The organism is Candidatus Villigracilis vicinus, assembly GCF_016702885.1.
Classification (GTDB): Bacteria; Chloroflexota; Anaerolineae; order Anaerolineales; family Villigracilaceae; genus Villigracilis; species Villigracilis vicinus.
The window spans coordinates 172098-185166 of sequence record NZ_JADJDD010000001.1; the positions used below are offsets into that span (position 1 = coordinate 172098).

Here is a 13069-nt window from a genome sequence, read left to right on the forward strand (position 1 = left end):
CTACATTTTTGCCCTGTACGCCATCGTCAGCACTGTGCGCAGTTGTATTCATTTGCTTTCACCCGATGGCGGCGCAGGGACGATCGCTGGAATGGATCTATCGGTGGCAGGGGCAGATGGGATTATCTTCGCCTTCCGCGCTGTGGGGAAGCTCGCAATTACTGTTTGCGCTGATTCAACTGCTCGCGGTCATTCGCTACCGGTCATTGATCCCGTTCATGTGGCTGATGCTTGCGCTGGAAGTTCTTCTGCGTGAATTAGTAGGGGCGATGAAGCCGATTACGTTTGCCCATACTCCGCCTGGAGCGATCGGTAATCAGATCATCCTGCCATTGGCTGTGGTGATGGTGGTCTGGTCGCTGTGGAGTGGCAGCAAGAATATCGAAGAATCAAAATAAGGTTTCCAAATGCCAACAGAATTTACCATCATTGCCGTTGTCTTTGTATTGCTGTATATCGCTTTCCTGTTTTGGTATGGAGGACGAGGCAAGCCCTAACCGCCGTTGAAGTGGATGCGCTGCTGGCTGAAATAAAGAAGCGGGCAGGCAAACAAGACTCGAAAGAAGAGTCTCCTATCCTGCAACAATTTCGTGACTTGACCCAAAACGATGATGGACGGGAATACTACATGGTGAACCTGCTTAAGTTTCGCAAAAAACGCTTTACCCGGAAGGCAGTCCCTTTGGCGATGACCCAATGACAGCCAATGACCGATACAACCGCGCGATCATTCCGCTTCTTCTCAAATACGGCGGTCACCCGGTTTTTCTCGGCGGCGTTCGGGAAGATTTATCCATCCCGATTTAGCCGATGATTGGGATCAGGTCGGCATGGTGCGCTACCGCAGCCGCAGGGATATGCTGAAGATGGCAGTCGAGATCGCGGGACTCGGTTTTGACATTCACAAATGGGCTTCATTGGAAGACCCAGGTCTTTCCAGTGAAGCCCATAGTTAGTTTGTTCTTTGTCCGTGGGATAGTCGCTGTAATTTTGTTAATTGTAATGACAGCGATAAATCTTTTTTAGAAGGTGTTTGGAATACCAATGTTGTTTCAGAATAGGTCATGCTTCGTGCGTGACCTATTTTATTGTATAAGAAAAATCCACCTGCCCGTTCTGTTGAGCGGGCTTTTCTTCTATATAAGAGCGGACATAATCCACGGTCACCTGCTCGGGGCTGACGGTGACCCGCATGTGACCCGGTCCGCCGAGGACGGTGCCGTTGACGTAGCCATAGTCCGCGGCGCTGTCGGTGCTGTCCGGTCGGGTGGAACCAGGTTGAGGAATTTCTGATAAATGATGCCATCAAGTTCCTGATGAACGAAGAGATGATCATGACCGTGAAAGACGGCAGAAACGTTATGGGTAATTAGTAATTGGTGAATTGGAGATTCCCAATTGGGACGATTTTCATCGAAGCCATAGGAGCCATCGGGGTTGAGTCCGCCCCATTCGTGATAGGGGCAACTTACACCACCGCGCCCATCTTTCGAGTCCGCCGATGAGTTGATGAATGAAGACGAACTTCCATTTGGCATTGTTGGTTTCCAGCGTACGCTTGAACCATTGATATTGTTCTTCACCAAGAGTTGGGTTCCATAAATTTTCTGTGTTGCCTTTGGTGGGTGGCGTGTACCAGTACGGGTCGAGGACGATGAAGAGCGCGTCGCCCCATGTGAAGGCGTAGTAATTTTGCAAGTCACCGATGGTGGGATGCGGAGTGACGTTGCCCGTGTAGAAATCATTCGGCACAGGGTTGGGGAAATATAGTGTGCGATTTTGTGCTGACCAGACGGACATCTCTTCGCCGTTCTTTCCACGCGGCGCGCCTTCGCCGTCGTGATTGCCCAAGACGAGAAACAGCGGAGCCGTATCCGCAAGTTGACCGAGGAGGTAACGCTGCGCAAGGTATTGTGGAAACGCATCGGTATAGGGTTTGTACTTGTCGGTCATGAAGGTGTCGCCCATGTCGATCACAAAATCGGGATTGTCAGCGCGTTGGTTGGCGAGGGTTTGCAAATAGACTTGGGCGCTGGCATTCGAAGTCGAGATGTGAGTCCGCTTGGATGGTGAAGGTGTAAGTTGAGCCTGCGGGGCGGGCGGTGTGGAAGGTGTTTTCGATTCCGTTGTTGATGGAGTAAAAATATTCCGTTGAAGGTTGCAGGTTGGAAAGTTGGAAGGTTTGAGGGGTATTGGCTGTCAGGTTAATGGGGTCAGTTTGGGATGCGTATTTACCAGATGATGTTCCATAAGAAATGGAAAGTGTCTGATCATTGTAGGCGAGTAAAGAGAATGTGACGCTGTTTGCCGTGGGACGTCCGAGAATGACATCGTAGGGATGCGTAGAATCTCGAAGTCGAGCGATTGAGACGCGTCACTGCCTTGATCTTGAGGCGGATTTTGTCCGCGTGGTTTTCTGTGGGCGCGGGTGTTGGGAGAGTCGGCGATGAAGTTGGAGTCGGCTCGATGGGTGGAATCAGGCTGGGGTAGGCTGAGGCGCACAACTGCTGAGGAGCAGAATCAAGACGAGGAGTAGTTGGTTTGAGGGAAAGAGTCTGCATGAGATGCAATCCAATTATTTGACCATGTAAGAAAATGCAACTTCATCAGGCTTGTCGAGATACGAGCGGACATAATCCACGGTGACGCCATCGGGCGAAACGGTGACGCGTACGTGACCGCTATTGGGGAATAGATCACCGCTTTTGTAAGCTTGTTGATTTTCCCAACTGTAGAACGGGTTGGCAGGCTCGGGTAGGGTTTGGTAGATGACACCACCAAGTTCCTGACGGGCGAAGATGTGGTCATGACCTTGGAAGAAGATGGTGACGTTGTTATCCACCATCAATTGATGGATGGTCTTGTCCCATGTGCGATGCTGGGAGAGATCTTTGAGTCGCCCCATTCGAAGGTGTCCGCGAGTTCGATGCCGCCGCGACCCGTGCCGAGCACATGGTGTGTGAAGACGAATTTGTATTTTGCGTTGCTGGTTTCAAGTGTTTGCCTGAACCATTGATATTGCACATCGCCAAGCGTAACCTCCCAAAGATCACGTTTTTCCCTTTTTGTTCTTGTTCGTTTGGCTTTCCGTCGCCGAATAGATTATTTACTGACTGTGGAATGCCAGTACGGATCAATGACGACAAAGAGCGCGTCGCCCCAGGTAAAGGCGTAGTAATCACGCAGCTGTCCGATGAATTCAACAGGCTCAACATTGCCGGTGTAAAAATTATCAGGCGCAGGTTGGGGGTAATACGCATTGCGTGATGTCTGAGCCCAGACAGCCACGTTGTTCGGTGTGCCATCAAGGTTCGCCAGTGAAGCCTGCTCGTGATTGCCGTTCACTAAAAACACAGGCGCATCCACCAGCCCCAGCCATTGACGTTGATTGATATACAGCGTTCGCACGGTTTCAGCGTTGGCATCCTTGAGCGTGTCCACGCTAAAGTCATCGCCGATGGTCATGTAAAAATCGGGTTGAATAGATGCGGCGCTCAACAACGTTTTGGTGTAAAGATCTGGGTCAAACTGATTCTTGGTGCGCTCGGGGTGCGAGTCGCCTTGAATGGCAAATGTGAAGGTGCTACCCTGTGCGCGGGCGGTGTGGAAGGTGTGTTGTGCTCCGCCGTTCACTGAATAATAATATTCGCTGTTGGGTTGCAGGTTTGAAAGTAGAATTTCCTGCGGCGTGTTGGTTTTGCCAGCAACCGTTACGGTTTGTGATGCGCCATTCATTGCACCGTACATGATAGTGATATCCATGTCAAACGCAGGTATGATGTTGACCGTAACGGATGTATCGGTGGGTCGCCCCAAAATTTCTGTGGCAACAAAATCAGCGCTGGCGGATGTCGGCCCTACAGGTTGGTTCTGTCGCTTGGGCTTTTTCGTTTCGGTAGGCTGTATCTCCGCTGTGGGCGACGCTTCAACTGTAGCCGTGGGTTGCTTCGTCACCACAGACATTTGACTCGGCTGTTGCATTTGTGTTGGCGTTGGCGTGGTAGTAGGAGCGCATGCAGCGAGGAAGGAAATAATTGTGAGGGTGATAAGTAGTTTTTTTCATGGGAGATCGCCTGTGAATACAGGTATGCGCCGTCGGGGTGCGAGACATCCCCTAGCAGTTCCGTGCGGAGTGCGTCGAGTTCGGCTTGTTGTTCAGCAGTCAGCGAGTTCTTCACCGCGGCAAAGTTAATCGCCATGTTGTAAATGATCTCGCCGTCGTATGCGCCGTATTGCGCCATCAGATTCATCACTGTGGCTTGGTCAGCCGCGTTGCCATCTTTGAATTTGCGGAGTTCAATGGAAATCTGTTCGCGCGCGTCCACCAATCCTTGCAGAGACGGTTTCTGAATATCGACAAGACCAGTGATCAGCGCGGCTTGATCGGGAGTCAATTTTGACAGCATGATCTCACCGAGGTCGCCCGTCAAATTGGTGGGGATGGAGTAGGTCGGGTCGCTCATGGCTTTGATGTCCTTGAGATAGAACGAGCCGAAGTAGGTGCCGTGGCGTTCGGGGCAGAAGTACACATCCGCTTCGATGGAGCCCGCATACCAACTGTAGAGGTCGGCGGCGTATGTCATCACGGCAACTTTGGTGTCACGGTCGAGTCCGCGGATGTCTTCGGGTTCCTGCACATCGTTCCACTCCAACATGCCTTTACCGACCATTGCGTCGAAGTAGGCACGTTGTTCCGCGCTCAGACTGGTGAGGATCTGTCCCATTAATTGGGCGCGCTCAAAACTGATCTGCCCGTCGAGTTGGTACAACTCCGCTGAGTAGGATTTGACCGCTTCTTTGTCGAGACCAGTTGTTCCAGCAGGGAGGTCACCTTCGGCGAGGCGACGGAATGCGTCCATGAGCACGAAGCGCTTGTATCCGTACTCGTTGATGTCGTCCACTTGGCTTTCAGCAAGTGCAACCAGTTGGGAGCGTTGGTCGGATGTGAGGTTATTGAGTGTGTTCATCGCCGCACTGGTGAGGAAGTCGCCTGCATGTCCCATGTGGGATGGATCATTGTCGCGCAGATATTGGAAGCCCCAAAAGTCCGCAACTTTTCCAGGAGGGAAGAAGGAGTCTGAGCCAAGGTCACCTGTCATGAATGCCAGTGCGTCATAGGAGATAGTCATGCCTTGAGCTTTGTCGGAGACCGCTTGTTCGATGTTGTAGGCGGGAGCGCCGTCAGCGGGTTGTTTATTGTTGCCTTGATTATTGTTACCCTGCCCTTGTTGATTCCCCTGAGTGTTTGGATCGGTCATACCTTCACGCGCATAGACCACATTCATTTCGGCGCTGGCGAGGGTGAAGCCTTCCATTGCGGCAAGCAGAGTATCACGGTTCACTTGTTCGGCAGGGACGTTGATCTGAGGTTCAGCAGAAAGTGCGTACACGGTGTAAGTGTAGGTCTTGTCGCCGGGTCCCTTTGAACAGGGCGGGGAATACTCGGCAAGTCCGTTGTTGATGTTGTTGCCGAGTGTGCCGATTCCGCTGACGTTTTTGGGCAGGCTGGTCACATTCGCTGAGATGTTGTATAGCACCCAATACCAATGAATCCCGTCAGGTGCTTCGTGGTGCATGATGACAGCGTAGCTCTGAGTCTCGGCGGGTGCGCCGCTCCAGGTGAGGGGGAGAGTCGAGCCGTCACCATCGCAGGTGTACTCGACGGGTAGGCGTCCGCCGTCGGTAACATCTGTGCTGGTAAGGGTAAACCCTGTATTTGTCAATTGTGAGATCGGGGAAGTGATAACGGCAGTTTCATTGGTTGCAGGAACAACAACTGCTATTTCTGTAGGCGGAACCATACATCCCGTTAGCAGAGATAGGAGAAAGAAGATGGAGAGAAATTTGCGTAGCATATCGTTTGTCCTTTCGCCCCTACGATAGCAGGAAGATGTTTAGAACTTGTTTAGTTCGTGTTAAGAATTTATCATCTCTCCCAGGGCGAATGAGACAATATTCTCTATATTTTTTTTCTCCAACAGAGTATGAGAAATCTGTCCTTCCAGCGCCAGCGACACTACCCCATGCACTTGCCCCCAAACGGAAACAGCCATCAGATCTGCGGGAGCCGTGGGTAAGATGCCAGCATTTTGACAGGCTTGTATAACTTCCACGACCAATTTAAACGTCTTACTTGATATCTCTACAAAGGATGGATAATCTTTTTCTTTTTCCAACACACCGGAGAACATGATCTTGAATGTGTCAGTGTTTTCCTCTGCAAAGCGGACATATGTTTTTGCGCCATCAATGAGCTGCTTTTTGGGGTTTTTGGAATGGGAGGATATTGCCGCTTCCAACTCTGCGTAAAGTTGATTAAAACCCTCAGTCGAGATCGCAGCGATAAGCGATTGTTTATCCGGGAAGTGCGCATACGGCGCGGAGTGACTCACTCCAGCACGTTGAGCCACTTTACGCAGGCTTAATCCACCAACGCCTTCTTTTGCCAGAATTTCCACTCCGGCTTTGATGAGGGCGTTTTTTAGATCTCCATGATGATACTTTTTCGATGGCATGGGGAGATGTTAAGCTAAAATCTTGACACCGTCAAGATTGTGACCTAAAATCTGGACAGTGTCTAGTTATACCACGCGCGGGGGGGGGGGGTCCCGGGGGGGGGGTTTTTGAAATTACGCCGACCGGCAACTATGAGCGAAGGAATATCCTATGGGAAGTTTTGATTTTGAAAAAAAGCTGATCGTCGAAACCGCACACGAGTTGGTGCGCAAAGGATTTTTGATGGCAACGGGTGGGAATTTGTCCATGCGTGTAGCAAACAAGGAGGCTTTTGCCATCACCCCGTCGAATTACGATTATATGAAGATGACGCCGGAAGACGTCTGCATTTTGGATTTTGACTTGAACATGCTTGAAGGTCATCTCAAGCCATCGGTCGAGTCTGCCATGCATGGGGCGGTGTATCAGGTGCGGGGAGATGTGAATGCCATCGTCCATACGCATCAGGTCTACACCAGCGCATTGACCTTGATCAAGTCACCGATCCCGGCTCTGTTTGATGAGCAGGCGCGCTTTTTAGGTCGCAGTGTCGAGATCATTCCATATGCGCCTTCTGGGACGGGGATGTTGAAGAATACAGTGGCAAAGCATGTAAAGAATCACAACAATGCGTTCATGATGCAAAATCACGGTGCGTTGGTTTTTGGTCACGACATGGAACGAGCTGTGCATAATGTTGAGATTCTAGAAAAATGTGCCATGGCATATTTATTAGTAATTTGTACTGAGAAGAAGATCAGCAAGATTCCTTTGGCGGTGCGTGAGATCGCCTTTGCCAAGCTGCGTAAGGACCAGAAAAAAGTTGAAAAGGGTGAAGAAGTAAAAAGTGGTGAATAAAATGAATGAACAAAAATATGCGATTAGTGAATATCATGATGTCGATGAAGTTTATAAAAAACTAAACAACCTCATCAGTCAGCCGTTGCGCCATGTAAAGCGCGAAAAGATGCAGGAGTTCCTGAGTTATTTTGATAACCAATGCAAACGTTCCAAAGAATTAACCGACGAAGCCAAGAAGTTCATCCCGGGCGGCGTGCAACACAACTTGGCGTTCAATTATCCGTTTCCGATTGCCATCGAAAAAACGGACGGCGCTTATCTTTGGGATGCAGACGGCAATGAATACATCGACTTTTTGCAGGCGGGCGGTCCGACCGTGTTGGGCAGCAACTATGCGCCCGTGCGCGAAAAAGTTTTTGAGATGCTCAATGAATGCGGACCTGTGACTGGTTTATTCCATGAATACGAATTGAAACTGGCAGAGCTCGTCAATCGCTTCATGCCCGCGGTGGAGATGTTCCGCATGCTGGGCTCAGGCACAGAGAGCGTGATGGCGGCGGTTCGTGCGGCGCGGGCGTTCACCAAGAAAAAATATGTCATCAAGGTCGGCGGCGCGTATCATGGCTGGAGTGACCCGATGGTCTATGGCTTGCACATTCCCGGCACGGGGCGGCTTGAGGCGACGGGTATTCCACGCGGAGCGAGCGCTGCAACAAAAGAATTTTTTCCGAATAGCCTCGGGGCATTGAAACGTCAACTTTGGCTGAACAGGCTGCGGGGCGGCACCGCGGCGGTGATCGTCGAGCCGTTGGGACCTGAATCGGGGACACGTCCTGTGCCGTTTGACTTCAATCAAAAGATCCGTGAGTTGTGTGATGAGTTCGGTGCGCTTCTTATCTTCGACGAAGTTGTGACCGGCTTTCGCGTGGGTTTGGGCGGTGCTCAAGGCTACTTCGGCGTCAAACCCGATCTGACGGTGTTCGGCAAATGCATCACGGGCGGTTACCCAATGGCGGGCGGTGTGGGCGGACGCGCCGAAGTCGTTTCGCGTTTTGCGGCGGGCATTGGCGGTATTGGTGAACGTGCTTATGTGGGCGGGACGCTTTCTGCGAACCCACTTTCATGTGTGGCGGGTTATTACTCTTTGTTAGAGATGGAACGCACGAACGCGGCGGTGATTGCTGGCAAGGCAGGGGACAGGCTTACCAAAGGTTTGCAAGCCATCATTGAAAAATACGGCTTGCCGTTCGTGGTGTACAACCAAGGTTCGATCGTCCATTTGGAGACATCCGGAGTGATGTTGCTGGATTTGCGTAACCCGATCCGCTTGGCGAAGGAACTCAAGCCGCGCAAGCACATGATCGAAGAAATGGGCGCAGCGTATATGTCGCAAGGGCTTATCACTTTAGCTGGTTCGCGCATGTACACCTCGATGGCAGATACGGATGAAGTGATCGATAGCGCATTGAGTAAGTTTGAAACTGTTTTAGCGGCGTGTGTTTGATTTCATCTCACCCGGAGCAGCAGCGAAGGATGACAAAACAAATAACAAAGGAGCATCATGGCATGACAGACAAATTTAAACTTTATGGGTATCGCTGGGTGGTGTTGGGCGTGTTCATGTTCATCAACCTGACCATCCAAATGTTATGGATCACCTATGCACCGATCACGGGTCCTGCCGCCGCATTCTATGGCGTGACTGATCTACAGATCGGTTTGCTGGCGATGTCATTCATGATCGCTTTCATTCCACTCTCGATTCCGGTTTCATGGGTGATCGATACATACGGGTTTCGAGTAGCGGTCAGCATCGGCGCAGTAATGATGGGGATTTTTGGTATCTTGCGCGGATTTGCTGGGGCAAATTACTCCCTTGTTTTGTGGAGTACGGTAGGCATTGCCGCCGCTCAGCCTTTCCTGCTCAATGCGTGGACAAAAGTTCCTGCGAACTGGTTTGCCATCGAAGAACGTGCCACCGCGGTTGGACTTGTCACACTTGCCAATTTGGTCGGGACTGCATTGGGTATGGTGTTGACCCCTGTGTTGACTGAAACCATGGCTATCCCGACCGTACAATTGATCTATGGCGGGATCGCGGCTGTATCATCTGTGCTGTTCATTATCTTTGCCAAAGAAACTCCGCCCACGCCTCCGGGACCGGATGGCAGTGACGTCCGCGCTTTGATGTTGGACGGATTGAAGCATGCTTTCACGGTCAAATCGTTTTGGCTGTATCTATTCGTTTCGTTTGTTGGATTGGGCATCTTCAACGGTGTGACCACCTGGGTGGAGAATATCATCCGTCCGCGTGGGTTTACGCCGACCGATGCAGGCACCCTCGGTGCGTTGATGTTGGTGGGCGGCGTGTTAGGCGCAGTCATCATCCCGCCGTTTTCGGATAAAACTCGCAAACGTCAGCCTTATATTTTGGCTGGCATGTTGTTGGCGATTCCCGGCTTGATCGGTTTGGCATTTGCGACAACCGGTTGGCTGTTATTCGTCTCTGCTTTTGCGATGGGATTCTTCCTTGTGAGTACCAGCCCAATTGGGATGCAATACGCCTCTGAAGTGACCCAGCCGACTCCTGAGGGAACCTCGAATGGCTTGATACAATTGTTCGGTCAGGCGTCGGTGGTGTTTGTGTACATCATGGAAGCCTTGAAGACGGAAGACGGCTCGTTCACACCTGCGTTGTTATTGGCAATTGGTTTGTTGGTTGTGAGTGCCGCGCTTGTAACGCAAATGAAAGATCCGCAGAGATAATTTACACAAAACCCTTTTCGTGTCATGCTGAGCGATAGCGAAGCATCTCTACTTCAATGGTAGAGACCCTTCGCTATCGCTCAGGGTGACAATTAAGCAGAGAAAAACAATGACCCAAGAAAAACTGATTCTCGCAATTGACCTTGGTACATCTGGCATGAAGGTAGCACTGATCTCCGTCAGCGGAAAGGTGCTGGGATGGGAAGCTGAACCCGTGCGCCTGATTCTCACACCAGATGGCGGCGCGGAGCAATCACCAGAAGAGTGGTGGCAGGCGTTTCTTTCAGCGGCGGGAAGGTTGATGAAGAAGAATTACGGTGCGAATGTGATTGCGGTTTGTGCATCCACACAAGGGGAAGGGACGGTTGCGGTTGACAAAGATGGCAATGCACTTGGCAACGCCATCCTATGGATGGACATGCGCGGCGCGGCGAATTTGAAAAAACAAATTGGCGGCTTGATCAACATCGACGGCGCAGGGATTTCAAATGTGCTTCGTTTTGTTCGGCTCACCGGCGGTATGCCTTCGATGACCGGCAAAGACCCGGCGGCACACATGCTTTTCATCCGCGATACGATGCCGGAGATTTACAAAAAGACTCACAAGTTTTTGAACGTGCTTGACTACATCAACCTGCGCCTGACCGGCGAGTTCGTAGCAAGTTTTGATTCAATCGTGACTTCCTGGGTGACGGATAATCGCAACCCCGATGATATTCATTACAACGATTCGCTGATCCGTTCGCTCGGCATTGACCGCGAGAAACTCCCCGATGTGGTCGCCTGCACAAAAGTGATCGGTGATCTTCGTGGCGATGTTGCCAATGCACTTGGCTTGTCATCCAATGTGAAAGTGGTGGCTGGTGCGATTGATAACACAGCCGCGGCAATAGGCGCGGGTGCTGTAGACGATTACGCACTTCATCTTTACATCGGTACCTCTTCATGGATGGCAGCGCATGTGCCGTTCAAGAAAACGGATGTGGCTTCGAGCATGGCGTCGATTCCATGTGCGGTGCCGGGGCGTTATTTGCTCACGGCGCTGCAAGCCACGGCGGGCGGCAACCTCACCTTCCTGCGCGACAACATCATCTATCACAAGGATGAATTACTGCAAGAAGCCGATGTGCCCGATATTTTCAAAGTGCTCGATCAGATCGCGAACCGTGTCCCTGCAGGTGCGAATGGAGTCATGTACACGCCTTGGATCTGGGGGGAGCGTGCGCCAGTGGATGATAAAACGCTTCGTGCCGGACTTTATAACTTGTCGCTCAACTCCACACGGGAGGATATCATCCGCGCCTTTTTAGAGGGCATAGCTTACAACACACGTTGGCTTCTTTCACCTGTGGAGAAATTCCTGGGGCGCAAAGTGAACAACATCAACATCGTTGGCGGGGGAGCGCAGTCGGATGTGTGGTGCCAGATATTTGCGGATGTGATGAATGTGGAGATCAAACAGGTTGCAGACCCCATCTATGCCAATGCCCGCGGCGCGGCGTGGATCGCGGCGGCAGGATTGGGCGAAATTAAGTTTGCCGATATCCCAGAGTTGATCCAGTTCCGAAGGGCGTATCAACCCCAAGTCCAGAATCGAGCCGTGTACGATCGCGGGTTTGAAAACTTCCAATTAATTTATAAACAAATGAAGGGCGTCTATCGCCATTTGAATCAGTAAAGTCTGGTTGGCAGATGGGCAGCACGGTTACCATGTGCCAACCAGACTTTCCATTTTTATCTGGCCGCCAAAGCCTTCTCGATTTGAGAAGGCTTTTCTCATTAATCGTTTCGTATTTTTATAGAATTAAGAATATTGCAGGATCTTTAAATAATCGGTTCCTACTCGAACTGTCACCCTTCGCAATAGGTTGTAAAATCTATTCCTACCAAGGCGATGCCATATTACTTCAAAAGTGCCTTGAGCACGTTGACCCATGAGGTGCCCAATACTTCGAAAAAATGAGCCGATGGTATTTGTACCTTCAGAGAGTCTGGCGGAGGCCAGTGTGCCATACTGCCATTGAAAATCGTTTTCGGGCGTACTCATAAAATCAAAGACCAGTTTGACTGGTTTGTAAATTATCGTATTGATATTTAGATTGATCATTTGTTTTTTCATAATTTGAGAATGATTATCGTTTGGCTGTCAGGTCTTTAAAACCGCGTTGTGCCCTTGGTTTGGCAAGGTGTACCGTCAGTTCATGTTCAAAAAATAAATAGCCGTCGAACATATTGACTGCTTTGTCGGCTTCGCTTTGAGCACTCATAGTAACAAAGGCGTAGCCTTTGGGCTCGCCGCTCTTTCCATCCAAACTTAGTATCGCTTCAGTAACTTTCCCTGCTTGCGAGAATAAAAATCGTAAGTCGCCGTGAGTTGTTAGCTTTGAGAGATTTCCCACATATAGTTCTATTTCCATGCCTTAAAATCGCTTTCTCCCCTGTTGTCGAAATAAAAACGCCGCCAACCCCATAAAGGTCCGCGGCGGTGAAGCCACACCAACCGAGATCGTATAGCCTTTTAAGCTGTTAATGACCTGAATGCTTCACCCCAAGTTGACTAAGAATATCGGTCAGATCAGCGCCTTCGGTTGGCTCCACTGCCCATAATGTGATCTTGTCCTTTTTGATGGTTATCCTCGTTTTTGCTGTTTTTGCGGAAACAGATTTGTTTGTGGCGGGCGTTGAACCCATGTTCATGTTCACAAGGTTGAGTGTCCCCGTCTGTGTGCCGCTTATTTGTGTGGTGGATCTCACAACATCACCATCTGTGCCGATCATTTTGAAGTGATAGTTCAGGTTGGGGAATGCAGATTTCAGGTTTATGCTCATCTCAAGCCAAGCATCCTTGTTGAGCGGCTCAGGGACCGAGCCGCTGAATTGAAAATCATCTGCCAGCATGGATTTTGCGAGCTCAAATTCGCCCTTCTGGATCGAATCCATAAGAACTTGAACAGTCTCTCTTTTATTCATAATGTATTCCTTTTTGCTATTCGTGCCATTTCCGATT

The 13069-nt window shown here is 50.5% G+C and carries 16 protein-coding genes; 7 read left to right on the forward strand and 9 right to left on the reverse strand.

All coding sequences use genetic code 11. From position 1 onward, the window contains the following. Nucleotides 1–8 precede the first annotated feature (8 nt). The 3 genes from IPG80_RS00865 to IPG80_RS00875 all read left to right on the forward strand — a co-directional run bounded on the left by IPG80_RS00865 (nucleotide 9) and on the right by IPG80_RS00875 (nucleotide 956). Nucleotides 9–398: a hypothetical protein gene (locus IPG80_RS00865; protein ID WP_345101662.1), complete on the forward strand. Its 390-nt coding sequence runs from the start codon at nucleotides 9–11 to the stop codon at nucleotides 396–398. A gap of 71 nt (nucleotides 399–469) precedes the next feature. After that, on the forward strand, nucleotides 470–700 hold the full coding sequence (locus IPG80_RS00870) for a hypothetical protein (RefSeq protein WP_345101664.1): 231 nt from the start codon (nucleotides 470–472) through the stop codon (nucleotides 698–700). A 130-nt stretch (nucleotides 701–830) separates the two neighbouring features. Continuing rightward, complete coding sequence (locus tag IPG80_RS00875) at nucleotides 831–956, forward strand: hypothetical protein (RefSeq protein WP_345101665.1); 126 nt, start codon at nucleotides 831–833, stop codon at nucleotides 954–956. Nucleotides 957–1410: 454 nt separating this feature from the next. Here IPG80_RS00875 and IPG80_RS00880 read toward each other — a convergent pair whose 3' ends face one another. The 6 genes from IPG80_RS00880 to IPG80_RS00905 all read right to left on the reverse strand — a co-directional run bounded on the left by IPG80_RS00880 (nucleotide 1411) and on the right by IPG80_RS00905 (nucleotide 6515). Further along, nucleotides 1411–2019, reverse strand: a complete 609-nt coding sequence (locus IPG80_RS00880) for a metallophosphoesterase (RefSeq protein ID WP_345101667.1) — start codon at nucleotides 2017–2019, stop codon at nucleotides 1411–1413. A 556-nt stretch (nucleotides 2020–2575) separates the two neighbouring features. Beyond that, on the reverse strand, nucleotides 2576–2905 hold the full coding sequence (locus IPG80_RS00885) for a hypothetical protein (protein WP_345101669.1): 330 nt from the start codon (nucleotides 2903–2905) through the stop codon (nucleotides 2576–2578). Beyond that, on the reverse strand, nucleotides 2845–3024 hold the full coding sequence (locus IPG80_RS00890) for a hypothetical protein (protein ID WP_345101671.1): 180 nt from the start codon (nucleotides 3022–3024) through the stop codon (nucleotides 2845–2847). Before IPG80_RS00890 ends, IPG80_RS00885 begins: the two co-directional genes overlap by 61 nt. A 78-nt stretch (nucleotides 3025–3102) precedes the next feature. Beyond that, nucleotides 3103–3954, reverse strand: a complete 852-nt coding sequence (locus tag IPG80_RS00895; protein ID WP_345101673.1) for a hypothetical protein — start codon at nucleotides 3952–3954, stop codon at nucleotides 3103–3105. Continuing rightward, nucleotides 3951–5855 carry a YbhB/YbcL family Raf kinase inhibitor-like protein gene (locus IPG80_RS00900; protein ID WP_345101675.1) on the reverse strand — a complete coding sequence of 635 codons (1905 nt, stop codon included), beginning with the start codon at nucleotides 5853–5855 and terminating at the stop codon, nucleotides 3951–3953. Before IPG80_RS00900 ends, IPG80_RS00895 begins: the two co-directional genes overlap by 4 nt. A gap of 60 nt (nucleotides 5856–5915) precedes the next feature. Beyond that, a complete protein-coding gene (locus tag IPG80_RS00905; RefSeq protein WP_345101677.1) occupies nucleotides 5916–6515 on the reverse strand; it encodes a TetR/AcrR family transcriptional regulator in 600 nt (199 codons plus the stop codon). A gap of 151 nt (nucleotides 6516–6666) precedes the next feature. Between IPG80_RS00905 and IPG80_RS00910 the strand changes: the two genes are divergently transcribed. The 4 genes from IPG80_RS00910 to IPG80_RS00925 all read left to right on the forward strand — a co-directional run bounded on the left by IPG80_RS00910 (nucleotide 6667) and on the right by IPG80_RS00925 (nucleotide 11740). Further along, nucleotides 6667–7353, forward strand: coding sequence for a class II aldolase/adducin family protein (locus tag IPG80_RS00910; protein WP_345101679.1), 687 nt, complete (start codon nucleotides 6667–6669; stop codon nucleotides 7351–7353). 1 nt (nucleotide 7354) lies between these two features. After that, nucleotides 7355–8800: an aminotransferase class III-fold pyridoxal phosphate-dependent enzyme gene (locus IPG80_RS00915; protein WP_345101681.1), complete on the forward strand. Its 1446-nt coding sequence runs from the start codon at nucleotides 7355–7357 to the stop codon at nucleotides 8798–8800. Between the two features lie 62 nt (nucleotides 8801–8862). After that, nucleotides 8863–10062 (forward strand): MFS transporter, encoded by a 1200-nt coding sequence (locus IPG80_RS00920; RefSeq protein ID WP_345101683.1) that lies wholly within the window; start codon nucleotides 8863–8865, stop codon nucleotides 10060–10062. 109 nt (nucleotides 10063–10171) lie between these two features. Then, on the forward strand, nucleotides 10172–11740 hold the full coding sequence (locus tag IPG80_RS00925; protein ID WP_345101685.1) for an FGGY-family carbohydrate kinase: 1569 nt from the start codon (nucleotides 10172–10174) through the stop codon (nucleotides 11738–11740). A gap of 126 nt (nucleotides 11741–11866) precedes the next feature. Here the strand turns inward: IPG80_RS00925 and IPG80_RS00930 are convergent, their stop codons facing one another. From IPG80_RS00930 to IPG80_RS00940, 3 genes are all read right to left on the reverse strand, one after another. Then, complete coding sequence (locus tag IPG80_RS00930) at nucleotides 11867–12181, reverse strand: hypothetical protein (RefSeq protein ID WP_345101687.1); 315 nt, start codon at nucleotides 12179–12181, stop codon at nucleotides 11867–11869. 13 nt (nucleotides 12182–12194) lie between these two features. Beyond that, nucleotides 12195–12479 carry an RNA-binding protein gene (locus IPG80_RS00935; protein WP_345101689.1) on the reverse strand — a complete coding sequence of 95 codons (285 nt, stop codon included), beginning with the start codon at nucleotides 12477–12479 and terminating at the stop codon, nucleotides 12195–12197. Nucleotides 12480–12588: 109 nt separating this feature from the next. Next, nucleotides 12589–13032, reverse strand: coding sequence for an ester cyclase (locus tag IPG80_RS00940; RefSeq protein ID WP_345101691.1), 444 nt, complete (start codon nucleotides 13030–13032; stop codon nucleotides 12589–12591). Nucleotides 13033–13069: the final 37 nt, after the last annotated feature.

Coding starts and splice junctions, on each gene's coding strand:
- IPG80_RS00910 (WP_345101679.1), top strand. CDS start 6,667: ATGGGAAGTTTTGATTTTGAAAAAAAGCTGATCGTCGAAACCGCACAC.
- IPG80_RS00940 (WP_345101691.1), bottom strand. CDS start 13,032: ATGAATAAAAGAGAGACTGTTCAAGTTCTTATGGATTCGATCCAGAAG.
- IPG80_RS00885 (WP_345101669.1), bottom strand. CDS start 2,905: ATGGGGCGACTCAAAGATCTCTCCCAGCATCGCACATGGGACAAGACC.
- IPG80_RS00905 (WP_345101677.1), bottom strand. CDS start 6,515: ATGCCATCGAAAAAGTATCATCATGGAGATCTAAAAAACGCCCTCATC.
- IPG80_RS00875 (WP_345101665.1), top strand. CDS start 831: ATGGTGCGCTACCGCAGCCGCAGGGATATGCTGAAGATGGCAGTCGAG.
- IPG80_RS00915 (WP_345101681.1), top strand. CDS start 7,355: ATGAATGAACAAAAATATGCGATTAGTGAATATCATGATGTCGATGAA.
- IPG80_RS00920 (WP_345101683.1), top strand. CDS start 8,863: ATGACAGACAAATTTAAACTTTATGGGTATCGCTGGGTGGTGTTGGGC.
- IPG80_RS00900 (WP_345101675.1), bottom strand. CDS start 5,855: ATGCTACGCAAATTTCTCTCCATCTTCTTTCTCCTATCTCTGCTAACG.
- IPG80_RS00930 (WP_345101687.1), bottom strand. CDS start 12,181: ATGAAAAAACAAATGATCAATCTAAATATCAATACGATAATTTACAAA.
- IPG80_RS00935 (WP_345101689.1), bottom strand. CDS start 12,479: ATGGAAATAGAACTATATGTGGGAAATCTCTCAAAGCTAACAACTCAC.
- IPG80_RS00925 (WP_345101685.1), top strand. CDS start 10,172: ATGACCCAAGAAAAACTGATTCTCGCAATTGACCTTGGTACATCTGGC.